This window comes from Maritalea mobilis (genome assembly GCF_004363175.1).
Lineage (GTDB): Bacteria > Pseudomonadota > Alphaproteobacteria > Rhizobiales > Devosiaceae > Maritalea > Maritalea mobilis.
Genome location: NZ_SNYR01000002.1, coordinates 785,000 through 810,085, shown reverse-complemented (window position 1 = coordinate 810,085; position 25,086 = coordinate 785,000). Strand labels below are relative to the sequence as shown.

General features: G+C 54.2%; 23 protein-coding genes and 1 riboswitch. Of the genes, 12 read left to right on the top strand and 11 right to left on the bottom strand.

Annotated elements, in window-relative coordinates:
* Nucleotides 1-168 precede the first annotated feature (168 nt).
* The gene (locus ATL17_RS11785; RefSeq protein ID WP_166639011.1) at nt 169-618 is read right to left on the bottom strand and encodes a MarR family winged helix-turn-helix transcriptional regulator; all 450 of its coding nucleotides are present in this window, start codon (nt 616-618) and stop codon (nt 169-171) included.
* Nucleotides 619-734: 116 nt separating this feature from the next.
* Between ATL17_RS11785 and ATL17_RS11780 the strand changes: the two genes are divergently transcribed.
* From ATL17_RS11780 to ATL17_RS11735, 10 genes are all read left to right on the top strand, one after another.
* The gene (locus ATL17_RS11780) at nt 735-1,751 is read left to right on the top strand and encodes a TRAP transporter substrate-binding protein (protein WP_133572986.1); all 1,017 of its coding nucleotides are present in this window, start codon (nt 735-737) and stop codon (nt 1,749-1,751) included.
* Between the two features lie 3 nt (nt 1,752-1,754).
* Entirely contained in the window at nt 1,755-2,249 is a 495-nt protein-coding gene (locus ATL17_RS11775) for a TRAP transporter small permease (RefSeq protein WP_133572985.1), read from the top strand.
* Nucleotides 2,246-3,550 carry a TRAP transporter large permease gene (locus tag ATL17_RS11770; RefSeq protein WP_133572984.1) on the top strand — a complete coding sequence of 435 codons (1,305 nt, stop codon included), beginning with the start codon at nt 2,246-2,248 and terminating at the stop codon, nt 3,548-3,550. The genes ATL17_RS11775 and ATL17_RS11770 overlap by 4 nt, the downstream gene beginning before the upstream one ends.
* A 69-nt stretch (nt 3,551-3,619) precedes the next feature.
* Nucleotides 3,620-4,330, top strand: coding sequence for a tRNA (5-methylaminomethyl-2-thiouridine)(34)-methyltransferase MnmC2 (gene mnmC2, locus ATL17_RS11765; protein ID WP_133572983.1), 711 nt, complete (start codon nt 3,620-3,622; stop codon nt 4,328-4,330).
* A gap of 22 nt (nt 4,331-4,352) precedes the next feature.
* A riboswitch (cobalamin riboswitch) is annotated at nt 4,353-4,568 on the top strand.
* Nucleotides 4,569-4,613: 45 nt separating this feature from the next.
* Nucleotides 4,614-5,663, top strand: a complete 1,050-nt coding sequence (gene cobW, locus ATL17_RS11760) for a cobalamin biosynthesis protein CobW (protein ID WP_133572982.1) — start codon at nt 4,614-4,616, stop codon at nt 5,661-5,663.
* The gene (gene cobN, locus ATL17_RS11755; protein WP_133572981.1) at nt 5,663-9,376 is read left to right on the top strand and encodes a cobaltochelatase subunit CobN; all 3,714 of its coding nucleotides are present in this window, start codon (nt 5,663-5,665) and stop codon (nt 9,374-9,376) included. The genes cobW and cobN overlap by 1 nt, the downstream gene beginning before the upstream one ends.
* Nucleotides 9,373-10,002: a cob(I)yrinic acid a,c-diamide adenosyltransferase gene (cobO, locus tag ATL17_RS11750; RefSeq protein ID WP_133572980.1), complete on the top strand. Its 630-nt coding sequence runs from the start codon at nt 9,373-9,375 to the stop codon at nt 10,000-10,002. Before cobN ends, cobO begins: the two co-directional genes overlap by 4 nt.
* A gap of 22 nt (nt 10,003-10,024) precedes the next feature.
* A complete protein-coding gene (locus ATL17_RS11745; protein WP_133572979.1) occupies nt 10,025-10,921 on the top strand; it encodes an ornithine cyclodeaminase family protein in 897 nt (298 codons plus the stop codon).
* 74 nt (nt 10,922-10,995) lie between these two features.
* On the top strand, nt 10,996-11,289 hold the full coding sequence (locus tag ATL17_RS11740; protein WP_133572978.1) for a GNAT family N-acetyltransferase: 294 nt from the start codon (nt 10,996-10,998) through the stop codon (nt 11,287-11,289).
* 14 nt (nt 11,290-11,303) lie between these two features.
* Entirely contained in the window at nt 11,304-11,696 is a 393-nt protein-coding gene (locus ATL17_RS11735) for a rhodanese-like domain-containing protein (protein ID WP_133572977.1), read from the top strand.
* Here the strand turns inward: ATL17_RS11735 and ATL17_RS11730 are convergent.
* Nucleotides 11,693-12,535 carry a GNAT family N-acetyltransferase gene (locus ATL17_RS11730; RefSeq protein WP_133572976.1) on the bottom strand — a complete coding sequence of 281 codons (843 nt, stop codon included), beginning with the start codon at nt 12,533-12,535 and terminating at the stop codon, nt 11,693-11,695. The genes ATL17_RS11735 and ATL17_RS11730 overlap by 4 nt on opposite strands.
* Before the next feature lie 12 nt (nt 12,536-12,547).
* Nucleotides 12,548-13,033, bottom strand: coding sequence for an Lrp/AsnC family transcriptional regulator (locus ATL17_RS11725; RefSeq protein WP_133572975.1), 486 nt, complete (start codon nt 13,031-13,033; stop codon nt 12,548-12,550).
* Nucleotides 13,034-13,142: 109 nt separating this feature from the next.
* Between ATL17_RS11725 and ATL17_RS11720 the strand changes: the two genes are divergently transcribed.
* Entirely contained in the window at nt 13,143-16,532 is a 3,390-nt protein-coding gene (locus ATL17_RS11720) for an indolepyruvate ferredoxin oxidoreductase family protein (RefSeq protein ID WP_133572974.1), read from the top strand.
* Between the two features lie 521 nt (nt 16,533-17,053).
* Here the strand turns inward: ATL17_RS11720 and ATL17_RS11715 are convergent.
* From ATL17_RS11715 to paaA, 6 genes are all read right to left on the bottom strand, one after another.
* Complete coding sequence (locus ATL17_RS11715) at nt 17,054-17,356, bottom strand: nucleoside/nucleotide kinase family protein (protein WP_342775940.1); 303 nt, start codon at nt 17,354-17,356, stop codon at nt 17,054-17,056.
* A 266-nt stretch (nt 17,357-17,622) separates the two neighbouring features.
* On the bottom strand, nt 17,623-18,702 hold the full coding sequence (locus ATL17_RS11710) for a 2Fe-2S iron-sulfur cluster-binding protein (protein WP_133572973.1): 1,080 nt from the start codon (nt 18,700-18,702) through the stop codon (nt 17,623-17,625).
* A 12-nt stretch (nt 18,703-18,714) separates the two neighbouring features.
* Nucleotides 18,715-19,227, bottom strand: coding sequence for a 1,2-phenylacetyl-CoA epoxidase subunit PaaD (gene paaD / locus ATL17_RS11705; protein ID WP_133572972.1), 513 nt, complete (start codon nt 19,225-19,227; stop codon nt 18,715-18,717).
* A 5-nt stretch (nt 19,228-19,232) separates the two neighbouring features.
* Entirely contained in the window at nt 19,233-19,985 is a 753-nt protein-coding gene (gene paaC, locus ATL17_RS11700; RefSeq protein ID WP_133572971.1) for a 1,2-phenylacetyl-CoA epoxidase subunit PaaC, read from the bottom strand.
* Nucleotides 19,985-20,269, bottom strand: coding sequence for a 1,2-phenylacetyl-CoA epoxidase subunit PaaB (gene paaB / locus ATL17_RS11695; protein ID WP_133572970.1), 285 nt, complete (start codon nt 20,267-20,269; stop codon nt 19,985-19,987). Before paaB ends, paaC begins: the two co-directional genes overlap by 1 nt.
* Nucleotides 20,270-20,280: 11 nt before the next feature.
* Nucleotides 20,281-21,282: a 1,2-phenylacetyl-CoA epoxidase subunit PaaA gene (gene paaA, locus ATL17_RS11690; RefSeq protein WP_133572969.1), complete on the bottom strand. Its 1,002-nt coding sequence runs from the start codon at nt 21,280-21,282 to the stop codon at nt 20,281-20,283.
* Between the two features lie 86 nt (nt 21,283-21,368).
* Here paaA and ATL17_RS11685 point away from each other — a divergent pair, with 86 nt between their 5' ends.
* Nucleotides 21,369-21,803, top strand: coding sequence for a PaaI family thioesterase (locus ATL17_RS11685; protein ID WP_166639010.1), 435 nt, complete (start codon nt 21,369-21,371; stop codon nt 21,801-21,803).
* A 367-nt stretch (nt 21,804-22,170) separates the two neighbouring features.
* On the opposite strand, the gene ATL17_RS11680 is transcribed toward ATL17_RS11685, so the two are convergent.
* Nucleotides 22,171-23,034 (bottom strand): PaaX family transcriptional regulator, encoded by an 864-nt coding sequence (locus ATL17_RS11680; RefSeq protein WP_133572967.1) that lies wholly within the window; start codon nt 23,032-23,034, stop codon nt 22,171-22,173.
* A gap of 5 nt (nt 23,035-23,039) precedes the next feature.
* On the bottom strand, nt 23,040-25,079 hold the full coding sequence (gene paaZ / locus ATL17_RS11675) for a phenylacetic acid degradation bifunctional protein PaaZ (RefSeq protein WP_133572966.1): 2,040 nt from the start codon (nt 25,077-25,079) through the stop codon (nt 23,040-23,042).
* Nucleotides 25,080-25,086: the final 7 nt, after the last annotated feature.

Below are 25,086 nucleotides of genomic sequence, written 5' to 3'. Positions count from 1 at the left end.
TTCTTATTGGAAAAATACTTCAACTCAGTCGCCCTTTATGCTGCGCAAGGATGCAGCTTTTCAGCGCACTGATTATGGTTTGTCTCACCTTTTAATGGTGCCGCCTGCACATTGATGTGCTTGATTTTCGTGTTGCCTTGCACGTGCGTCCATCCCCCCAGATCCGCGTTAAAGTCTCATCAGTTTTACATCTTCGCCTTCGGTCATCTGGTCGATGGCCTTCATCACAATTGCGTAAGTTTTATCGTCCAATTTGCCCGCAAAATGCTCGTTCAACTCCCGCACCAAAACATGGCATGCCTTCATTTTCTCTTCGCCCAATTCCGTCAGGGCGATGTCGCGAAAGCGCTTGTCGTCATCGATGCCGGTGCGCTCGATAAAGCCGCGCTTTTCCATGTCACGTAGCAGCCGAGAAACGGCCGGACGCGCAATGCATATATACTCTGCCAAGCCAGACGGCGTGCGCACATCTTCCATGCCCACCCCGCGCAAAACACACCACATCAGGCGGGTTACCCCATGCTCTGAGAGTTGCTTTTCTAGCTTCGCTTCCATAATCCGCGCCAACCGGGTCACTTTGAACCCAACGCGGTTATGCAATGTAAATTCTTCAGCCAATGATTGCCTCCAAAACAAACCAGTTGACTCATCATATATCATAATCTTTTATGTAGTTAACATGGATAACTACCTATGTTAAGTACTATTCAGAATTCAATTGAGGGGGAGAGAAAATGAGAGTTGAATTCAAGAAATTTAGGCAAATCGCAGTCTTTAGCATCGCTGCATTTGGCCTTATGGCGGGTGCGGCTTCCGTGCAGGCAGAAGAGTTGAAGCTGGCGCATTTCATGCCATCTATGCACCCGATGGACCAAGGGGTGATGACCCCATTGGCTGAGCAGCTCAATGCCGCAACTGATGGCGAACTGACCATTCGCATCTATCCATCAGGCGAGTTGGGCAAAGGCCCGGTGCAGCAATATAAACGGGTGGTGACAGGCGTGGCCGACATCGTTTTCGGCATTCCTGAATATACGCCAAATCAGTTCAGCAAGACCGCCATGGTGCACATTCCGGGTCTCTTCGCGAGCGGCACAGACGCGACGCACGCGCTTTGGGATAATCTAGAACTGATTGAAGACGAATATGCCCAAACAAAACTGCTTGGACTTTGGGCCAACAACCCATCTGTTTTGCTCACACGCGACAAGCCAGTGCGCACTGTCGCAGATATGCAGGGCATGAAAATCCGCACCCCAAATCCAGTGATGGCCGAGCTGGTGAAAGCATGGGGCGGCATTCCGGTGTCCATGCCAACAACTGACACCTACAATGCAATGAACACAGGCGTCATTGACGCCGTGATGATTGGGCCATCAGGCATACGGTCCTACAAGCTCAATGAAACCGCCAAATATGTCACCACCAACATCCCATCAGCGCTGGATAGCTTTTATCTTTTGATGAACAAATCAAGCTGGGACAAATTGAGCGATGAGCATAAAGCCAAGCTAACTGACCTGACAGGGCGTTATTTGAGCCTGCGCGGCGCGCAAGCCTTTTATGAAGCGGGACAATCCGGTTTGGATTTGGCACGTGAAAGTGGCGTGGAAGTGATCGAGATTGATAGTGCAGCCGACGCTGAGTTCCGCGAAAAGATGAAGGCCACTTTGGACCAATTCATCGATAAAGTAGGGCAAGAAAAGGGCGTGGATGCCCACGCACTTGTAGACGCTTTGGCTGGCAACTAAGCCATGGGCGAGCCACATATGGAGGCGCCGGCGCAGCACCAAGCTGCCTGGCGCCGTTGGGTTGAAGCGCCGTTGGTGATCTGCGGTGCTGCCCTTATTTTCATTCTGATGGGGCTGTCCTTCTCTGACGCTCTGTTGCGGTCCTTGTTCAACAAACCAATCTTCGGCGCAAATGATTATGCGCAGATTCTGCTGTCATTTGCCATCGCGATCAGCTTTCCCTTATGCGTTATGTCGGGCCGTCTTATCGCCATCGACACCATTACCGATATGATGCCCGCCCCGGTGCAAAAAATCTTAGATTGGCTCGTCACCATTATGGGCGTGGTCATTCTAAGCTATTTGTCGTGGCGCGCCTTCTCTAACGCGCTGGAAGCGGCAAGCTTTGGCGAGAGCACTTTGCTGCTGCAATTGCCGTTCGGTCCATCCTATTATGCAGTGGCAGCGGGCAGCGGACTTAGCGCACTCTTGTTGCTGGTGGAAAGGCTATTGCGATGAGCCCAGAACTCTATGGTGTTTTGGGCTTTGTCGCCCTATTTGTCTTTTTGGCCATGGGCGCACCAGTGGCCGTGGCGCTGTTAGTTGTTGGCTTTGTCGGCACAATCTTTTTGTCCGGCTTCCAAGCCGCCGCATTCACGCTAAGCGGGCAGGTTTTTGCCACCGTCACGGTTTATGAACTGACCATCATTCCCCTCTTTATCTTGATGGGTAACTTAGCGTCCGCTGCAGGCTTAAGCCGAGATTTGTTCGAAGCAGCGCACAAAATGATTGGACGGTTAAGGGGCGGGTTGGCCGCAGCCACCATTCTTGGTTGCGCTGGTTTCGCCGCACTGTCGGGCTCATCCATCGCCTCGGCCATCACCATGGGCAAAGTGGCCTATCCTGAAATGCGGCGGTTTAATTATGGGCCAAAGCTGGCCACCGGTGCCATCGCGGCAGGCGGCACTTTGGGCATTTTGATCCCACCGTCCACAGGCTTTGTGATTTATGCGGTGCTGACCGAGGAATCCATCGGTCGCCTGTTTATGGCGGGCGTGTTGCCCGGCATTTTGCTCACCACCATGTTTTTGCTGGCGATTGCTGTGGTCACCTTTATTTGGCCGGAAGAGGGGCCGCGCGGACCGCAATTCACCACCAAAGAAAAACTCGCAAGCTTGCTTCGGGCCACAGGCATTGGCGGTATTGTGTTGATCACCATTGGCGGCATTTACACTGGGTTGTTCACCCCTGTTGAAGCGGCGGGCGTCGGCGCATTCTTTGCGCTGGTGATGTTGATCGTTCGGCGCAAATGCACGTGGGCCACTCTTTACGATGTTAGTGCCGAAACACTTAAAACCACGGGCATGGCCTTTTTCATTCTGGTGGGCGCTAACGTGTTCGCGCCCTTCGTCGCGCTGTCCCATCTGCCAGCCACTATCGCAGCGGCTATGGCTGGGTTGGCATTGGGCACTTATGGCACTTTGGCGCTCATCCTGTTGGGCTATGTGATTTTGGGCATGTTCATTGAAGGGCTTTCCCTCTTGGTGATCACTTTGCCCATCGTGTTCCCGCTGGTGGTCGGGTTGGGCTTCGATCCCATCTGGCTCGGGGTCGTAATGGTGATCGTTCTAGAAATGGGGCTGATCTCACCTCCAGTTGGCGTCAATGTGTTCATTGTGAAAAGCGTGGTGCAAGATGTGAAAATCGAAACCATCTTTGCAGGCATTATGCCCTTCTGGCTGGCCATGATCGCCACTTTAGCGTTGATTGTCATCTTCCCAGAAATCGCGCTGATGCTGCCCAATGCGATGTTTGATTAGCCCTTTTCTTATCGTGTGATAAATCCTAAAACACCCGGTGTAACAGCCGGGTGTTTTGCGGAGAAAAGCATGGCAAAGCCAACATCACCAGATTTGGAGTGGCACGAAAACGATATGCCGTTTTCGCCCGAATTTGGCGACCATTTCTATTCCCACGACGATGGGCGGTTAGAATGTGATTATGTCTTTATCCAATCCAACAACATCCCAGATCGGTGGACGCAGAAGCATCAATTCGCAATCGGCGAACTTGGCTTCGGCACCGGGCTAAACTTTCTCGAAACCTGGCGCCTATGGCGTGAAGTGTGTAGCGAAAATCAATTGCTCCACTTCACCTCATTTGAACTTTACCCCATGACTGCAGACCAGATTGAGCGCGCGCTCCAACCGTGGCCCATGCTGACAGAATTGCGCGAACTTATGCTGGGCCATTGGGATCAAATTGCAGCTGGCGACGCGGTTGAAATTGAACCGGGCATAGTGCTTCAGCTCCAAATCGGTGACGTCACCCAAACCCTGCCCAAATGGCAAGGCAGGGCAGACGCATGGTATCTGGACGGTTTCGCCCCGGCCAAAAATCCAGCCATGTGGGGTGAAAAGTTGATGCAAGCGCTCGCGACTCATACCCATCCCGACGGAACGTTCGCGACCTATACTGCCGCCGGTTGGGTGCGCCGCAATTTGCAGGCAGCAGGATTCGAAGTGATCCGCAAAAAGGGTCATGCGGGCAAACGGCAGATGATGTGCGGCACATTGGGCGGCGCTCAATTGAATGATTGACGCTTCCGGCTGCACATGCAATTCATAAGGTTCACGCGACGGTCTTATGGGTGCAAAAGCACCTTATAAGTGAAAAGGGAACATGGTGAGTTCGACCCAATTCGGGGAACGAATCCAGGGCTGCCCCCGCAACTGTAAGCGATAAGATCGCAACCAATTTGCCACTGAAATTTCGGGAAGGCTGGTTGAGATCGTTCGAATCGCGAGCCAGGAGACCTGCCATCGCCAACATAACTCGAATGCCGTCGGGTGGACGGTGAGGCAAATGCCTCAAGGAGCAAAAATGAAAAAGATTCCAGCAACGGTGATCACCGGCTTTCTTGGCGCGGGCAAAACAACCCTTGTGCGCCATGTGTTGAACAATGCCAAAGGCAAGCGCATTGCGCTGATCATCAATGAATTTGGCGATGTCGGCGTGGACCGCGATGTGCTGCAAGGCTGCGGTGATGAAGCGTGCAGCGAAACCGATATGGTCGAGCTGGCCAATGGCTGCATTTGCTGCACCGTGGCCGAAGATTTTATCCCTACCATTACCGCGCTGCTGCAAAGCGACAATCGCCCGGATCATATTGTGATTGAAACCTCTGGCTTGGCGTTGCCGCAACCGCTTGTGCGCGCCTTCAATTGGCCAGAGATCAAAGCCGATGTCACCGTCGATGGCGTCGTCACCGTGGCTGACGCCTCCGCCCTCGCAGCGGGCCGTTTTGCTTCGAACGAAGCAGCGGTAGATGCCCAGCGCAAGCAAGACGAAATGCTCGATCACGAAACCCCGTTGGGCGAACTGTTCGAAGATCAATTGATCTGTGCCGATTTGGTGTTGCTCAACAAATCCGACCTTGTGTCACCGGAAGATTTGGAAAAAGTCGAAGCCGCTATCCGCAAAGAATTGCGTGAGGGCGTGAAACTGGTGCGCACCCAAAAGGGTGAGATTGATATGGCCGCCTTGCTCGGCATCGAAGCCGAAAGCGAGTTAGATATGGATGGGCGTAAGTCCCACCATGAACATCACCATGAGGGCGAAGATCACCATCACGAACATGATGATTTTGACAGCTTCTCCATCCGCCTGCCTGCTGCCGCAGACAAGGTGCAGTTGGGCAACGCAATCAGCAATGTGATCAAGGATTTCGACATTCTGCGCCTCAAAGGTTTTGCGGCGATTAAAGATGCACCCGCGCGGCTTTCAGTGCAGGCCGTAGGCCCGCGCGTCGACACCTATTTTGATCGACCTTGGACCAGCGACGAGGAAAAACAAACCTCGCTGGTGGTGATCGGCCAGTCTCCGCTGGACCGCGCAGCAATTTCAGAACGGCTCGAAAAAGCCTTTTCCTGATGCATTTATTATCAGCCCAAGCTGGGGCCATCCAGCAAGAGGGGGAGGCGATTGACTTAGGCCAATCGCCTGAGCTGCTGCTTATCCTATCCGCCGCTGATAGCGAACTGGCCGCCTTTGCAGGTGCAGTAGATGCTCAAGGCGCTAACGATGTGCGCCTCGCCAACACCATGCGCTTGAGCCACAATTACTCCATCGACCTCTGGCTCGATGATACGGCGCAACATGCCAAATTAATCGTGGTGCGTGTGCTCGGTGGCCGCGCCTATTGGACCTATGGCGTTGATCAGCTCACCGCCCTGTGCGCCGATCGCGGTATTGAACTGGCACTCTTGCCCGGCGATGCCAACCCGGACCCGGACTTGAAAAGCCGCTCGACCATCGATGGCGAAATCTACGAGCAGTTGCATCAAGCCTTTATCGCGGGCGGCGCACAAAATCTAAGTGCTTTACTCACTTATCTGCGCCACCGCGCTAGAGGTGAAACAGCAGAATTGCCCGCGCCACAACCGGCCCCCAATGCCGCCATCTGGCACGAGCGGCATTTGGTCAGCAATCTTGATGAAATCACCGTCGATCCCAACGCTAAATATACCCCCATCATTGCCTATCGCGCCCTCATGGATGGTGGCAATCTGCGCCCCATCGAGCGCATGGCGAGAGCATTGCATAAGGAAGGGCTCACCCCGCTAATCCTGCTGGTGACCAGCTTGAAACAGGCGGAACCTGTGCAGTTTGCCCAAAAGCTGTTCGCTCGGTTTGATCCGCAGGTGATCCTAAACGCCACCGGCTTCGCCTTGGGCATCAATGATCTCAGCGAAGCCGATAATCCCTTCGCCTACACCGACGCGCCGATCCTGCAACTGGTGCAGGCGGGCCGCGCTGAGGAAGTGTGGCAGGAAGATATTCAAGGCCTCAACACCAAAGATTTGGCAATGCAAATCGTGCTGCCGGAATTGGATGGCCGCGCGGGTAATATCCTGATTGCGCACAAGGCACAAAACATCTGGCACGATGCCAGCGAATGCCCGCTGTCGGTCAACGAGCCCCATGTGTCGGGAATCGACGCCGCTGCCAAGCTGGCGAAAAACTGGGTCACACTCCGGCAAAAGCAAGTCGCCGAGCGCAAGGTTGGCATTGTGTTGGCTAACTACCCAATCCGTGATGGGCGCTTGGCCAATGGTGTCGGCTATGACGCCCCGGCGTCAACGCTCAATATTTTGCAGTTTTTACAAGAGGCAGGATATGCCCTCGACCACTTGCCCGATAGTGGCAATGCGCTGATCGAAATGCTGCAAAACGGCCCCACCAATGCCGCCCCAAAACGCGGCACCAGTCAGGCGACTATAACTCTAGAAAATTATAGAAAACTCTATGAAATTCTACCTGAAACTCTAAAAAATTCTATTGAAGAAAGATGGGGAACTCCAGAAACAGATCCTTTCTTTCGCAACGATCATTTTGAACTGCCCGCCATCCAATTTGGTCATGCCGCGATCTTGATCCAACCCGCCCGTGGCTATGATCTGGATGAGGAAGCGATCTATCACGATCCCGATCTGGTGCCGCCTCATGGCTATCTCGCAGGCTACTTCTGGCTAAAGCACCAATTCGCCGCTGACGCGCTGATCCATAATGGCAAGCATGGCAATCTGGAATGGCTGCCGGGCAAGGCCGTGGCGCTTTCTGACGAGTGTTATCCGCATATGTTGTGGGCGCAACTGCCCCACTTTTACCCCTTCATCGTCAATGATCCGGGCGAGGGCACACAAGCCAAACGCCGCACCGGGGCGGTGATTATTGATCATCTGACCCCGCCGCTCACCCGCGCTGAAACCTATGGCCCGCTCAAAGATCTGGAAGCGCTGGCGGATGAGTTTTACAACGCCTCCGGCATGGACCAACGCCGCATCAAAGACTTGAAGCAGCGCATTTTCGATCTGTGTGCAGATACCGGCTTGGCTGCCGATATGGGGCTGGGCGATGCGCAAGATGATGATGCCTTGCAGACCATCGACACCTTCCTGTGCGAGCTGAAAGAAGCGCAAATTCGCGATGGATTACATATACTTGGCCAAGCGCCAGAGGGGCGATTGAAGTATGATCTGCTGGTGGCGCTCACCCGAGTACCGCGCGGCAGCGAACGCGATCAGGACCTCTCCATCATCCGCGCCCTTGCCGATGATTTAGGCCTCGGGTTTGATCCCCTGTCCGCAGAGCTGGGCAAAGAATGGACAGGCCCACGCCCTGCGATTTTGCAATCCCAACTGGACGACACTTGGCGGCACACGGGTCACACGGTGGAACGGCTGGAACAACTCGCCTTCGCGCTGGTCGCTGGCGAAATGGAGCCAGAGGCGGACTGGTCCGCCACCCGCACCATTCTCGATGCGATCCAAAGCGACATTTCCCCGAAGCTCGACCAGTCTGGCGCATTGGAAAAAACCAATCTGCTGCGCGGCTTAGACGGTAAATTTGTGCCCCCAGGCCCATCCGGTGCGCCAACGCGCGGGCGGTTGGATGTGCTGCCCACAGGCCGCAATTTCTATTCGCTCGACAACCGCGCGGTGCCCACGCAAACCGCATGGGAACTGGGCGTGAAGTCGGCCGAAAATCTGGTCACCCGCCATTTTCAGGATCATGGGCTCTATCTTAAATCCATCGTCCTGTCGGTGTGGGGCACCGCCAATATGCGCACAGGGGGAGATGATATCGCCCAGGCGTTGGCGCTGATCGGGGCCAAACCCAAATGGGATTTTGGCTCCACCCGCGTCAGCGGCTATGAGATCATCCCGCTGGCGAAAATGAACCGACCGCGCGTCGATGTCACCCTGCGCATTTCAGGCTTTTTCCGTGATGCCTTCCCGGCGCAGATCGAACTGTTCGACCGCGCCATCCGCGCTATCGGCGCGCTGGATGAGCCGGAAGATATGAACCCGATTGCCGCCCGCATGCGCAGTGATGCGCTGGAGCTGATGCAGAAAGGGCGTGACGAAGACGCTGCCGCGATGGAAGCGGGCTATCGCATCTTTGGCTCAAAACCCGGCAGCTATGGCGCGGGGCTGCAAGGCATTATGGATTCAGGCCGCTGGAACGAGCTGGGCGACATTGCCGAAACCTTCCTCAATTGGGGGCAATATGCCTATGGCACAAAAGCCAATGGCACCGTGGCGCGCGGCGCCTTGATCAACCGCCTTAAAAATATTGATGCGGTGGTGCACAATCAGGACAATCGCGAGCATGATCTGCTGGACAGTGATGATTATTACCAGTTTGAAGGCGGCCTAAGCGCCACCGCCAAGCACTTGCAAGGCGAGGCCCCGGCCAATTATCACAATGATCATTCACGCCCCGAACGCCCGGTGGCCAAGACGCTGGAGGAAGAAATCGCCAAGGTGATGCGCTCCCGCGTGGTGAACCCGAAATGGATCAATGGCGTGATGCGTCATGGCTATAAGGGCGCGTTCGAAATCATCGCCACCACAGATTATATGTTCGCCTTTGCCGCCACCACAGGTGCGGTAAAGTCGCACCATTTTGATCTGGCTTTTGAAGCCTTTGTGCTCAATGATGAGGTGCGCGATTTTATTCAGGCCAACAACAAATATGGCTATGATGAGTTGATTGATAAGTTTAACGAGGCGGTGCGGCGCGGTTTCTGGTCGCCAAAACGCAATTCGGTTTACGCATTTCTCGATGGAGGGAACGGATGAGCAAAAAAACTGACAATATGACAGAAGAAGAATTGAACGCCCGCCACGCGGAAAAAATGAAAAAGAAAAAGGCGGCGCGCGACAAAATCATCGCCACCAAAACCATCGAAAAAGGCCTGACCATCGTCCATACGGGCAAGGGCAAAGGTAAATCCACCGCTGCCTTCGGCATGGTGTTTCGCGCGCTGGGCAACGGCATGAAAGTGGCCGTGGTGCAATTTGTGAAAGGCAAATGGGGCACGGGCGAACGCAATGTACTCGATAAATTCCCCGACCAAGTCTCCCTCGCCACCATGGGCGAAGGGTTCACTTGGGAAACCCAAGACCGTCAACGCGATATAGACGCCGCCCGCGCCGCCTGGGAACAGGCCAAAACATTCATCATGGACAATGAACATGACATGGTCCTCTGCGACGAGCTGAACATTGTGCTGCGCTATGACTATCTGCCCATCGAAGAAGTGTTGGAAGTCCTCGAGCAAAAGCCAGAAATGAAGCATGTGATCATCACTGGCCGGAATGCCAAAGATGAGCTGGTCGAAGCCGCTGATCTGGTCACCGATATGACACAGGTGAAACATCCCTTCCGCTCAGGGGTGAAGGCGCAAGTGGGAATTGAGTTTTAGGCAACAGTTCTAGGCCACTGCCATGCGCATTCTGACAGAAGCCGAACTGAACAAAGTGCCTATGTCCATCTTGGTGGAGGCTGTGCGAGCCCAAATTGTGGCCGATGCTGAAGGGCGTGCAGTGGCACCGCCGCGTCATCATGTGGATTTTGGCGAGGGCGGGCTGACCTTTACTTGCGGCGGCAATGACGAACTGGCTGGGTTTCGTGTCTATGACACCTTCCCCAAGCCCGATGGCGTAGATGAAGATCAGGTCGTGATCGCATTTGACCGCGCAAGTGCAAAATTGAAGGGCCTGTTTATTGGCGAGCGATTGGGTGCGCTGCGCACTGGATGTTTGGGCGGCGTTGCCGCTGCGCTGATGGCGCCCGACCAACCCATCAAAAAGCTTGGCTTGATCGGCACAGGTGTGCAGGCCGAAACTCAATTATTGGCCATCGCCGCTGTCCGTAAAATCGAGAAAGTCTTCACCTTTAGCCGCAACGCGGAAAAGCGTTTAGCTTTCGCGCAACGCATGGCTGCGCAACTTGGCATTCCGGTTCACGCAGCAGATGATGCACAAACGGCTGTGGAGGGGGCAGACTTTGTGGTGCTGGCCACCAATTCTGCTGAACCAGTGATCAAGACCGAGTGGCTGGCCACTGGGGCGCACATCAACACGCTGGGGCCAAAATTCAAAGATCGCCACGAATTGCCGTTGGATATTTTGCAGCGCGTTCGCACCTGCGCATCAGATAGCCCACAGCAAATTGCAGCCCAAGGTGAAAATCATATGTTCCACGGGCAGGCGTTGAATATTCAACATCTGGGTGCCTATCAAGATGAGCGCAGGGTAGGGGATTTATCTCTATTTTTATCGGCAGGCTTGGCGGGCACTGAAGTTGCACTGCTGTCCGCCGCCATTGATGCCTTGGCATAAAACAAATGTGATGCAACGTCTGCAGCGCCCATGCGTTAGAATGTTGAACAGACATGCCGTTTAAGGAGATTACTATGGCCGATTTAGAATATGATGTGCAGTTTGAGCAATCTGGCAATCGGGGCCGCTTTTTTATCAATCTTGGCGGTGGGCATGAGGCGGAAATGACCTTTCATGATCGCGATGGCACTTTCGTTGTTGATCACACTGGCGTGCCCAAACCCTTCGAAGGCAAAGGGATTGCCCTTGAATTGGTGAAAGCGGGCGTTCAATATGCCCGGGAGCATGATAAGAAAATTCAGCCCGTGTGCCCCTATGTGGTGATGCAATTTAAGCGCCATAAAGACTGGGACGACATCGCGGCCTAGCGAAGGAATTCGGCATGAGATCAGCGATGGATTTGGTGAATGCCGCCACAGCAGAAATTGAAACATTGTCTGTTGACGCTGCCAAAGCCGCGGTGGATGCGGGTGATGCACTCTTCGTCGATTTACGCGATATTCGCGAACTCAATCGAGAAGGGCGCATTGCGGGCGCGGTGCACGTGCCGCGCGGCTTATTGGAGTTTTGGATAGACCCCACATCGCCCTATCACAAGCCCGAGCTGGCAACCAACAAAAAACTGATCTTCTTCTGCGCCGCCGGCTGGCGCTCAGCCCTTGCCACCAAAACGGTCAAAGATATGGGACATACCAATGTCGCCCATATGGAGGGTGGCTTTGGCGCATGGCGGGACGCTGAAGGCGAAATTATTGCGCCGAAGGATAAGGCTTAGCGTTTCAGCTGGCGCAGATTCACCATCTCAACTTCAATGTTGAACCCAATCTTCTTGTAAAGCTTAAATGAGGGTGCGTCGTCGGCGTCTGACGACAAAAACACGGCAGGTTTTTGTTCCAAAATTTTGTTGGTCAAGCGCCTGACCAAAGCGCTGGCTATGCCACGTCCCCTGTAGGCCGGAACGGAATATATGCTACTGACCTCACCAAATTTGCTGCCGACTTCGCCTAAATCCACTTTGCCTGCACATACGATTTTGCCGTTTGGAGTTCCCCAAACAAATAGTTTTTGGTTTGCGATGGCAGTTTCCACCATCACGTGGGCATCAAACGGCCTTTGCGTGTTCATCTCAGCCTGCATAGCCAAATACATATCAACAAGCGTGTCTTGATCACCGTCTTTTGCACATCGCAACTTGCCTTCAATTTCGGGTGGAATGTGTGGGCTAGCCGTTTCCCAATGCAATATTCGCTTCGCGACTTGGTAACGTACGCCACCAAGCCTGCTCAATGCATCTGCAAGGGCCAACCCTGCCTGTTGTGGGGCAAATATACCGGGAACGTGCAGCCTGCGTTGCACCAGATGCTCGGCAAGTAAAGGGATGGCTTCCTTTGGCATGGGTGACAAAATGATTTGATCGCCCGTTGTAAGGCAGGCAAAGCCTATAGGTGTGGTGCCAGCGCATACGGTGAAGCAAAGCCTTTCGGCTGCTGAGTTTGCAGGCAAGTGTAAAAAGGGGCGATGTTTCAGTTCTTCAGCCAGCCACGATGTCCGATGTCCAACTATAAATGCTTCAGTTTCAGTGGTCTCGATTTGTAACTGTGGATTGTCTGCCATCAGTAGTCAGCCTCACCCCTTCTTTACAATCGCTGGAATCGCCTTTTGAAACTTGATCTTATCCATCACCACCTGACTGTAGGTTTTGGAAATAAACGGTTGGCGCATTAGGCTGTTGCGGACGAAGCGGTGGAAGGCGCGCATGTCGGTGGCCAGGACTTTCAGGACATAATCATATTCGCCCGTGGTGGCATAACATTCCAGAATTTCGGGGATCGACTCCACCAGTTGGATAAACTGCTCGATATAGTCATCGCTGTGTCGCTGCAGGCTGATTTGCAGCAATATGGTTTCCTGATAGCCCATTTTTTCCGGGGAGACGGTGAGGCCGTAACCTTGAATAACGCCCGCTTCTTCAAGCGCATTGATGCGGCGCCAGACGGAGGAAACGGAGCTGCCCACCTGATTGGCAATCTCTTGGTTGGAGATGCGACTATTCTTTTGCAATAGCTCGAGTATCTTTCCATCAATTTGATCGATTTTGAGTGAGTTATTCAAAATTTAGCTCCAAAGCGAAAAGATTGTGCAAATTTGACCTTAATCACCTGCAAATCTGATCAGCTTTGTCAAGTAAAATAGGTGATAATGCCCCTGATTAGAGGGGGACATGATGGATTTAACAACGCTTGATCGCGATATTTTTGCTTATCCTGATTATGAACTGCGCCACGGCATGGTGCGCGAGCGGGTCTTTTTGTCTGGCACCGACATTCTGGTGCGTATTCCCATTGAGCAGGCGAAAATTGACCAAGCAAATGGCCTGAACACTGCAGGCTTTATTTCCGGCTATCGCGGCTCCCCCCTTGGTGCCTATGATCAAGCGTTGGGCAAAGCCCAAAAAGTGCTGGATGAGCACAAAATCGACTTTCTCCCCGCCATCAATGAAGACTTGGCCGCGACGGCGGTGATTGGCACCCAAGAAGTGGCCAGCGATCCGGAAAAGAATGTCGATGGCGTTTTTGGCATATGGTACGGCAAGGGTCCGGGCGTTGACCGATCTGGCGATGCCTTGAAGCATGGCAACGCCCTCGGTGCATCAAAACATGGGGGCGTGATCGCCTTTTTCGGCGACGATCATGGCTGCGTTTCCTCCTCCATGCCGCACCAATCTGATCAGGCCGGCGAGCATTATATGATGCCCGTGCTGCACCCAGCAGGCGTGGCTGACTATATTCCGTTTGGCCTTTATGGCTTCGCCGCTTCTCGCTACACGGGCGCATGGATCGGCTTTAAAACCATCTCCGAAGTGCTGGAAAGTAGCGCCGCCATCGAAGTGCCGGAACCACGTCGCTTTAAGGACCCAGAAGATTTCACCCCGCCGCCTTTCGGCTTAAACCATGACCCGGCCACAAGCTTTGGCCCGGTGCTGGAGCAAAAGCTGCTCGCCCGGCTAGACGCAATGCGCGCCTTTGCTAAAGCCAACCCGATTGACGAAGTGGCGTTCGGCGCCAAGCAGCCCCAAATTGCCATCGTTGCTGTGGGCAAAGCTTTTGCTGATTTAATGCAAACCCTGCGCGATTTGGACATTAGCGAAGCCAAAGCCAAGCGCATGGGGCTTGGGGTTTATAAGGTTGGGCTGGTGTGGCCAATTGAGCCAACAGGCTATCAACGTTTTTTGGCGAAAGCCGAAAAACTGCTGGTGGTGGAAGAAAAACGCGCGGTGGTGGAAACCCAGCTGAAAGAGCTGTTTTTCAACCAGCGCAACTTCACCATCATTGGCAAAAAAGACATTGAGGGCGACCCGCTTATCCCCGAAGCGGGTGAGTTGCGCCCCTCCATTTTGGCGCAGGTTGTTCATGAATATTTGGACCTTGAAGGCCTTCCTCCTTCCGCCTCACCTGCGCCAACTCTTGACGAGATCGACGTGGCGCGCCGGGTGCCTTATTTCTGCTCAGGCTGTCCGCACAATCGATCCACCAAATTGCCAGAGGGCAGCACCGCGCTACCCGGCATTGGCTGCCATTATATGGCGTCTTGGATGGGCCGCGACACAGGCGGCATCGTGCAAATGGGTGGCGAAGGCGTCAATTGGATCGGCATGGAAAGCTATACCGGCAAAAAGCACATCTTCCAGAATTTGGGCGATGGCACCTATTTCCATTCCGGCATGATGGCCATCCGCCAGGCGATTGCCGCCAAAGCCAATGTGACCTACAAAATTCTTTACAACCATGCCGTTGCCATGACCGGTGGTCAGGATGTGGATGGTGAGCTGAGCGTTGAATCCATCGTGGCGCAACTCAAAGCAGAAGGCGTGGAGCGCATCGCACTGGTGAGCGACAAGCCTGAGCGGTTTGGTTCCAGCCTGATGCGCGGCAAAGGCCTGAGCCTTGATCACCGCAAAAACCTCGACGCGATCCAAATGGAACTGCGCGACATCCAAGGCGTCACCGCGCTGATCTATGATCAGGGCTGCGCTACGGAAAAACGCCGCAAGCGCAAACGTGGGCTGATTGAAGACCCGAAAAAGCGCGTCTTTATCAACCCTGATGTGTGCGAAGGCTGCGGTGATTGCTCGGTGCAGTCAAACTGCATTTCCGTCAGTCCGGTGAAAACAAAGTGGGGCGTGAAGCGCACGATTGACCAATCCTCCTGCAATAAGGATTTTTCCTGCGTCGAAGGCTTTTGCCCCAGCTTCGTTACCATCGAAGGCGACGAGGAAAAGGCTACCGGAGACCAACATCGTTGCGACCATTTGCTCACCCATATTGCCAGCCTGCCAGAACCTAAATTTGCCAAAACTGGTGAGGTGTTGATTACTGGCGTTGGCGGCACGGGGGTGGTGACCGTTGGCGCCGTGTTGGCCATGGCCGCGCATCTGCAAGGCAAAGGGGCGTCCGTGCTCGACTTTATGGGCTTTGCCCAAAAAGGCGGCGCGGTGATCTCGCACCTGAAAATTTTGGAAAAGCCGGGGTTGGACACACCGGTGCGGATCGACAAGGGCGATGCCAATGCGGTGATCGCGTGCGATTTGGTGGTGGCCAATATGCCTGAGCCGATGGCGTGTCTTGATCCGAACAAAACCCATGTGATCGCCAACACCAAAATCCTGCCCACTGCAGATTTTGTGCTGCGTGGTTTGGCCGACTTCCAAGAAGAAATGCGTCTCAAAAAACTGAATGAAGGCGCAAAACAGGTCGACTATTTCGACGTGACCGATCTGTCGGTGGCGCTGTTTGGTGATAGCGTTTTCTCCAACATGATGCTCACTGGCATGGCGTGGCAAAAAGGCCAGATTCCGCTGGATGGCGATGCCATTCGCCGCGCGATCGAGTTGAACGGCAAGGCCATTGAGGCCAATTTGAATGCGTTTGAACTTGGGCGTTTGATCGCTGATCAACCTGAACTGTTTGTTGAAGATCAGGAAGATGATCTTGAACAAACATTGGAGCAATTGATCAGTGATCGCGCCGCTTTTTTAACCCGCTATCAAAACGCTCAATATGCCGACCGCTATAAAGACGTGGTGGGCAAAGTACAAGCCGCAGAAAATGCGCTCGGGAAAACGGGTTTGAGCGAAATTGTCGCGCACCAGTTAGCACGGGTTATGGCTTATAAGGACGAATATGAAGTCGCCCGCTTGCACCTTGAAACGGCCCATCTCAATGAGATGAAAGGGCGGTTTAAAGACGGCGCAAAAATGACCTTCCATATGGCCCCGCCGATGCTCAACTGGATCAAGGAGCCAAATGGCCGCCCGAAAAAGTTTGCTATTCCGGGTGCTGTCGCCCTGCCGAGCTTAAAACTCTTGAACGCCATGCGCCCCTTGCGCGGCACCGCTTTTGACGTGTTCGGCCTCAGCAAAGACCGCCGCGACGAACGTAAACTGCGCGACGACTATATTGCGCTAGTGGAAGATTTGGCGGCCAACCTGACCGCTGACAACCATAGCGAAGCGATGAAAAGGGCCAAGCTGATCGATATGGTCAAAGGCTATGGCGTGGTGAAAGAGCAGGTGCTGGAGAAGTATAACAAGGCGCTGGCGGAACTGGCTTAGGGGATAGGTCTGATTTGGGGTCGATAGCACCCGACCCTTAATCCCTCCCCATCAAGGGGAGGGAAAAGAGCGTCTGTTTGGGCAGGACCCTTCCTCACGCACAGAGTCTGCATTTGAGGGAGAGCATTTCGCCACACACAATGTCATCCTCGGGCTTGACCCGAGGATCCAAGCAGCGCTAACCAGGATGCACATCGCCCACCACTTGCCGCAAGGACAACCCCAATTAGATTCCCGCATGCGCGGGAATGATTGGGTGAGAGAAGGTATGAGGGTGCGTCATTCGCGACGCTTCCTTAAGCCTTCGACGTCATTGCAAGACTTGATCTTGCAACCCAATTCACTGTTCAACTTCGCACGCGCTTTTGGTATGGCATCGCACTATGCAATCCGGTCAACGTGAAATGGATCCCAAGGTCAAGCCTTGGGATGACGCCCGTGGGCGTTGCTGACGCTGGACACTTTATCTCGACAGGACCCATCCCGGCCTTGAGCCGGGATCAAACCAAGCGTGCCCAAAGCTAACCTTGCTGTGGTAAGCCGCAATGCGTCAGAATTTCATCTACCACTTGCTCAAGCGGTTGGGTCGCATCAATGCGGATACCATTCTTCGGCACATCGCCGCCAGAAGCGTGCAATTGGCGCACCATTTCGCGTTCGGATTCGCGACCGCCCCAATCGTCAGCGGAACGCTTGGCCAAGCGCTGATTGAGGGTTTCAAGATCAATCTCCAGCACAAAGACCTTGTCGAAATGATGGATGAATTTCTCAAAATTTCGGCTGCCGCCGCAGAAAAAGCTGGCATTGTGCTGTTGGTCTTTCACCACTTGCTCCACCCTCGCTATATCCCAGATATGAGTGTGGTGTCCGCCACTGGAAAGCGGCGCGCCTGTGGCGGGGTCACCGCAATAGGCAAATACATTGTCACCATTCAGCGCGTGATAGCCGCGTTGCGTGAGCAGCTGTCAAACTGATGTTTTGCCGGTGCAGGAAATGCCTTCAATCAAATAATTATAAGTACCCATTTTGCGAAGCTAGCAAATAGGGGCAAATCCATAAATAAAAAAGGAGGGCGATGCCCTCCTCAATTTTAGCTTTCATCGAAATCCAACGTCAGCTCATCGCTGGTGGGCCGGGTTTGGCAGGCTAGGGTGAAGCCGGCTTCGATTTCCCACGGTTCGAGTGAATAGTTCACATCCATCTCGGCGCTGCCTTTGGCCACTTTGCAGCGGCAGGTGCAGCACATGCCGCCTTTGCAGGAGAAGGGCAGTTCCAGCCCATGTTTATGAGCGGCTTCTAACACCGTATCTTCTGGATCGGTGAGGGTGAAACTGCGTTTGGTGCCATCCAGCACTACTTCGACCTTCACGCTCTGTTCTGCCGCTTCGCGTTGTGCCTTGGTGGGCGCTTTGCGTGGGGTTTGCCCATCGGCGGGGGTGAACAATTCATAGTGGATTTTGTCGTGCGCCACGCCCATGCCTTCTAGGCTTTCGCGGGCCACTTCAATCATTTCGCCGGGGCCGCACAAAAACACGCCGTCGGCGGCTTTAGGATCGATTGCACCGGTGTTCACCAACGCTTTGATTTTATCCGCATCAATGCGGCCATTCAAAATCGGCACGTCCTGATCTTCACGGCTGAGAATATGGATCAGCGTAAAGCGATCCATAAATCGATCTTTCAAAAACTCCAGCTGCTCGCGGAACATGATGGTGCCGGTTTCGCGGTTGCCATAAACCAGGGTGACTTCGGCGTCCTCGTCATTCTCCAGCAAGGACTGGGCGATCGACATCATTGGTGTGATGCCGGAACCTGCGGCGATCAACAGCGCCTTTTTCATGCCGCCAATATCGGCCACAAAACGGCCATCCGGGGTCATTACGTCAAGCTGGTCGCCCACCTTTAGATCGTTGGCCGCGAAGCTGGAAAATACGCCATCTTCCACCCGGCGGATGCCCACCGTGAGGTCATTGCACCCGAGCGGCGAGGAGACGGAATAAGACCGACGCACATCTTTGCCATCAATGGTGCTGCGCAGGGTCAGATATTGCCCCGGCTTGAACGCATAGGCGTCGCGCAGATCGTCATTCAGGGCAAAGCTGATCGCGCGTGCGTCTGGCGTCAGCTCTTCAATTTTTGAAATCGTCAGGGTGTGAAATTTAGGGGTCATCTTTTTAGGCCCTCAAATGCATTTGAAATAATCGAAAGGTTCACGACAGCTCGTGCAGCGATAATGTGCTTTGCACGCGGTGGACCCAAATTCAGATAGCTTTTCCGTGTCGGTGCTGCCGCATTTGGGGCAGGCGACAATGGTTTCGCCAAATAAAGCCAGCTTGGAGTTGGAGCCATTAACCGGGGGCGCAATGCCATAGGCGCGCAATTTCTCGCGGCCTTCATCGCTGATCCAGTCTGTGGTCCAAGGCGGGGACACAACACGCTCAATTTTCGGGTCAAACCCAGCTTCGCGCAGCGCCACCTCAATGGCCAATTCAATGGCCAACACAGCGGGACATCCGGTGTAAGTCGGCGTCACATAGGCCACCGCTTTGCCGTCTATCATTTGCACATCACGCAAAATGCCAAGCTCGGCCACATTGACGCACGGCACTTCCGGGTCGGGCACCAGAGCGGCAGCGTCCCATGCCTTTTGCGCGTCGGCTGAGCGGGTTGGCTTGAGTTGATGTACGTCCGCCATTGCCCTTACCAGCTCATATTCGGATAGGCGCGCTGCATATATTGCAGTTCGCTGAGCAGATGGCCCATCTCTTCGCCATGATGCCCGGTGCGGCCACCCAATTGCGGGTATTCCACCTCTGGCATGGTCAATTTGGCTTGGTCAAACACATTGGAAATACTGTTGGTCCATTGGGTGCGCATGGCTTCACGATCTGGCAAAGCACCCTTATCAGCCGCAGCTTGCGCATCGGCAGACATATGGAACAGCTCTTCCACATAGGGGTGCAGTTCTGTGACTGCATCCTGCATGCGCTTCGCACTTTCTTCAGTGCCATCGCCAAGCCGCACCACCCATTCGCCCGCATGGCGAATATGGTACGCCACTTCCTTGACGGATTTACCCGCAATGCCGCGCACGGTCTCATCGTTTGATTGCAGCGCCGCTTCCCAATAGGGATGCATAAAGGCCGCAAAATAAAGCTGCTTCAGCATGGTATGAGCAAAATCTTCATTTGGCCGTTCCACCAGCAGGCAGTTTTTGTACTCACGGTCATAGCGCAAATAGGCGAGTTGATCCTCGTCGCGCCCTTCACCTTCAATTTCACCAGCATAGGTGTAAAGGCTGCGGGCGGCGCCGATCATATCAAGCGCCATATTCGGCATCGCCAAATCTTCTTCCAGCAAGGGGGCGTGGCCGCACCATTCTGAAACCCGATGGCCGAGGATCAAATGATCATCTGCCAACTCGAGCAAAGCGTTGAACAAAGGCGCACTCATTACATATGCCCCACTTCTTCTGGAATGTCATAGAAGGTGGGGTGGCGATAAACCTTGTCGACGCCGGGTTCAAAATTCTCAGCCGTCTGATCAGGGTCAGAGGCGAAAATGGCCTTTGATGGCACAACCCAAATGGATACACCTTCGCCGCGGCGTGTATAAGTGTCCCGTGCAGCTTGCAGCGCCAAAACTTCGTCAGCCGCGTGCAAAGAGCCGCAATGCTTGTGGGACAAACCGTTGCGTGGACGGATAAAAACTTCCCAAAGTGGTGTTTCGTTAGACATAAAATTCCTCCCTATTCGGCGGCGTGTTGGGTTTGGCGGGCGGCGCGTTTTTCAGCGTGCGCCAAAGCGGCTTCCCGCACCCATGCACCATCGTCCCATGCTTTTTTGCGGTCTTTAATGCGGTCGCGGTTCATTTTGCCGTGGCCCTTCACCACGCGCCAAAACTCGTCCCAATCGATCTCGCCATGGTCATAACCGCCTTTGCCGTCATTTTTGTCCGGGTTCCATTTCAAATCCGGATCCGGCACGGTGAGGCCCAAATATTCAGCTTGGGGCACGGTCGCATCGATAAATTTCTGCCGCAGCTCATCATTGGAAAAGCGTTTGATTTTCCATTTCATGCTCTGTTCAGAGTGGCTGGACTCTGCATCATGCGGGCCAAACATCATCAAGGCGGGCCACCACCAACGATTGATGGAATCCTGCGCCATTTGCTTTTGTTCTTCAGTGCCGTTGCACAGGGAAATCAAAATCTCATAGCCTTGACGCTGGTGAAAGCTCTCTTCCTTACACACGCGGATCATCGCGCGGGCATAAGGGCCATAAGAACAGCGGCACAGCGGAATTTGGTTCATAATCGCCGCGCCATCAACCAGCCAGCCAATGGTGCCGATATCGGCCCAAGTTGGCGTGGGGTAATTGAAGATCGACGAATATTTCGCCTTGCCAGAAAGCAGCTCCTCGGTCATCTGCTCGCGGGTCACGCCCAGCGTTTCGGCAGCGGAATAAAGATAAAGCCCGTGGCCACCTTCATCCTGCACTTTCGCCAGCAACGCAGCCTTGCGGCGCAGACTTGGCGCACGGGTAATCCAATTGCCCTCAGGCAACATGCCGACAATTTCTGAATGGGCGTGCTGGCCGATTTGGCGCACCAATGTTTTGCGATAGCCATTCGGCATTGCATCATTGGGTTCAATCTTTTCTTCCCGGTCAATGCGAGCCTGAAACTTGGCCAGAAACTCTTCAGTTTCTTCCGTGGCGCCATCGGCACCAATCAATCCTTGTGAATACATATTGGCATCCCTCTCTCTGGATGTTAATAATACGTCACGAAATTTCACATATCAAGTAATTTTCGTAACATATTGGAGAGATGGGGATGGAAAATCGTTTAGATGCAGCAGCGCTGGAAGCGCTGATCGTCGAAATTTGCGCACCTTGGGTGCAAGAGCTTGGCATTAAAGTGTTGGACCTTGGGGAAAATGGCGCCCGATTCGTGATGCCAGCGACGGAAAAAATCTTGCGACATAAGGGGCCAAATGGCGGTTTAGTGAGTGGCCAGGCGCTGATGGCCGGGTCGGATACGGTCAGCTTTTTGGCCCTGAGCTACCTCAATGGCCGCTTCCGCAATTGCGTCACCGTCGACATGGCCACCAACTTTATGCGGCCCCTGCCCGAAGGTAATGTGATTTTCGACGCCAAAGTCCTCTCCAACGGCAAACGCCTAGCCACCACCCGCATCGACATTATGGCCGAAGGTAGCGAAAAAGTGGCAACCACCTCGACGGGCGTGTTTGCTTATATTGAGGAGTAAAACTGCCTTGCGGGTTTAAGGCACTGCCTAGACAACAAACCCAAACGTCATTACCGGACTTGATCCGGTAATCCATTTCACGCTTGCAACACGGCACTTAATGTAAGCATTTCGCTCTTCCGCATGCGGACAGGTGAATTGGGCCCCAAGATCAAGTCTTGGGGTGACGACTGAGGGTGGGGCGGGCGTTTCAGCGCTGCTACACCACATACGGCGTCACCCCGGACTTGATCCGGGGTCCAAGCAGTGTTGGCGATTAGACTCCGGCGCAATGGCAGACTAAACGGCTACATGGATTACCGGATCAAGTCCGGTAATGACGTGAGGGGGGGGGGCTGGCACTGTGCCAAGAAAAACAGTGCCTAATTTAAAACCGCTCAGCCAACACTATCCGTGCCTCAGCACCATTGCCGTTCGACCACCAATTCTCAGACGGCTCAATCAATTGTCGATAAAGCCCACTCACCAGATGGTGGGCGGCAGCGCCGGGCCAGTCTGCGGGCAATAAATGCGCGGGGAGGGGCGGTTGCTTCAAGATCAGCCGCCGCCATTCATGGATCAACAGAATACGGGCGCATAACGCATCAATCGGGGAGAGGGTGGCCAGTTGTTCGGCCTGCTCACCCAGCGGCGTGAAGCGATTGAGCAGGGCCTGATAATCTGCCTCAATCTCTGTCAGTTCCAACTTCTCCGCTACCCAGCGCGGCAATTCATCGAGGTCAGCGTTGATCAGCAAGAGATCGGCTTGCTGCAATTGCTGCAATAAGTGTTCGCTCGGGTCCGCAAACAGCGCTACTCCATTGCGCAGCGCCATGCCGCCAAATCCGGCCAGCAGCGCGTTCAGCTGTTCACGGGCGGTGCCGATCACATCGGGACCGATAGCAAATATCAGTTTTTCCGGTGTCGGTGCATATTGGGCACGGTAGATCTTTTCGGTGGCAGGGATAAAGCTTTTCAGCCCGGCGGGAGACAAGCGGTAAAAGCTGTTGCGGCCTTGGCGGTCGCGCGTCACCCAGCCTTCTTTCGCCAAGCGCGACATGGCGGTGCGTAGAGCACCATTTTCCACGCCCATATGGCCCAATATGGTCTGCAAATCGGCCATCGCGGCGGTGCCCCCATGCGGTTGCACGGCATCACCAAAAATGGTGATGACCACGGACCAAACGCGCAATCGACCATCTGAATGCAGATGGTCGATCAAAGGTGAAATCAGCTTATGCGGTGCACTCATGCACCTTATGTACGCTCAAACGCCACCATGGTCAAAAGCTCATATTCGGCAACTTGTTCATCATCCTGATTGAACATATTCACGTGCCAACGCACTTCGCCATATTCATCAGTCCGCTTGGTTTTGCGCTTTACGGTCAGCGTTACGCGCACTTCATCGCCCGGGCTCACTGGCTTCTGGAAGCTGAGACTATTCAGGCCGGTATTGGCCAAAACCGGGCCGGGGTCAGGCTGCACAAACAAACCCGCCGCAAAGCTCAAAAGCAAATAACCATGGGCCACGCGACCGGGGAAGAACGGATTGGCCTCCGCCGCTTCCTCATCCATATGGGCATAGAACGTGTCACCCGTGAAATGGGCGAAATGCTCAATATCTTCAAGCGTCACCGTGCGTGATTTGGTTTGGATCGTTTCGCCAATTTCCAACTCGTGGAAGGTGCGGGTGAACGGATGGGCCGGGCCTTCTTTAAAGCGCGCGCCTTTCACATAAGTGCCGCCAATGCCGGTCAACAGGTCCGGGCTGCCTTGCACCGCTGTGCGCTGCATATAATGGGTGACGCCACGCACGCCGCCCAATTCTTCGCCGCCGCCCGCGCGACCGGGGCCACCATGCACCATATGGGGCAGGGGCGAGCCATGACCGGTAGATTCCTTCATGCTGTCGCGGTTGTTGAAATAAAGTCGACCATGCCACGCCGCCGCGCCCATAGTCATCTCCCGCGCCACATCGGCGTCATGGGTGATGACAGAGGCCACAAGCGAGCCACCGCCTTTGTTCATCAACTCAATCGCATGACCGAGATCGCGATAGCCCATCACGGTAGCGACGGGGCCAAAGGCTTCAGTGCAATGCACGATGGTGGCGCTGTCCGGGTCTTTACAATGGAACAGCATGGGCGCAACAAAGGCGCCATTTTCTAAGCCTTCGCCATTCAGTTGCAAACTGTCCTGATCACCAAAAATAAGGTCGCACTCACTGCCAATTTCAGCGGCCTTTTCCAGCACATCCTTTTTCTGATCCAGCGATGCCAACGCCCCCATGCGCGTGCCTTCTGCGGTGGGATCGCCGATCACATTTTTGGCCAGCTTGGCGCTCAAGGCATCGATCACATTTTGCACCTGCGCGTCCGGCACAATCATCCGGCGGATGGCCGTACATTTTTGGCCCGCCTTGGCGGTCATCTCGCGCAAAACCTCTTTGACGAACAGGTCAAATTCTGGGGTCTCTGGCGTCACATCCGGCCCAAGTACAGAAGCATTCAAGCTGTCCTGCTCGGCGATAAAGCGCACGCCGTTCTTCTGGATATTCTCATTAGATTTGAGGTAGGACGCCGTGGCAGCGGAGCCCGTAAAGCTCACCACATCTTGGCAATCCAGACGATCAAGCAAATCGCCCGTGCCGCCCATCACCAATTGGATCGCGCCTTCCGGCAAAATGCCGCTTTCCACCATCATTTTCACGCACGCTTCGGTGACGTATGAGGTAGAGGTGGCGGGTTTTACAATGGCGGGTACGCCAGCCAACAGAGTGGGGGCGAGCTTTTCCAACATGCCCCAGACGGGAAAGTTGAACGCATTAATATGCACGGCAACGCCCAGCAAAGGCGTGCAATAATGCTGGCCCAAAAATGTGCCATTGCGTGACAGAATTTCAAGGTCGCCATCGGGGTAAATATGCGCATCGGGCATTTCCCGGCGGCCTTTGGAGGCGTAAACAAAAACAGTGCCAATGCCGCCATCAATATCGATCTTGCTGTCGGCCAAGGTGGCGCCAGTTTTATACGACAATTCATACAGCGGATCGCGGCGGTCATTCAGATAAGTCGCCAAGGCTTTCAGCATCCGCGCACGATCATGAAAGGTCATTTTGCGCAGCGCGGGACCGCCCTTTTGCTTGGCGAAATCGATCATCTGCTGGAAATCGAGCTTGTCCGAGCCTGCTTCGGCGATCTCTTCGCCCGTCACCGCCGAATAAATTTTGCGCACCTTGCCGGAAGGGGCCACCCATTGGCCTGCAGCAAAGCTTTCTAATTGCATCAAAGTCATTTTAAAC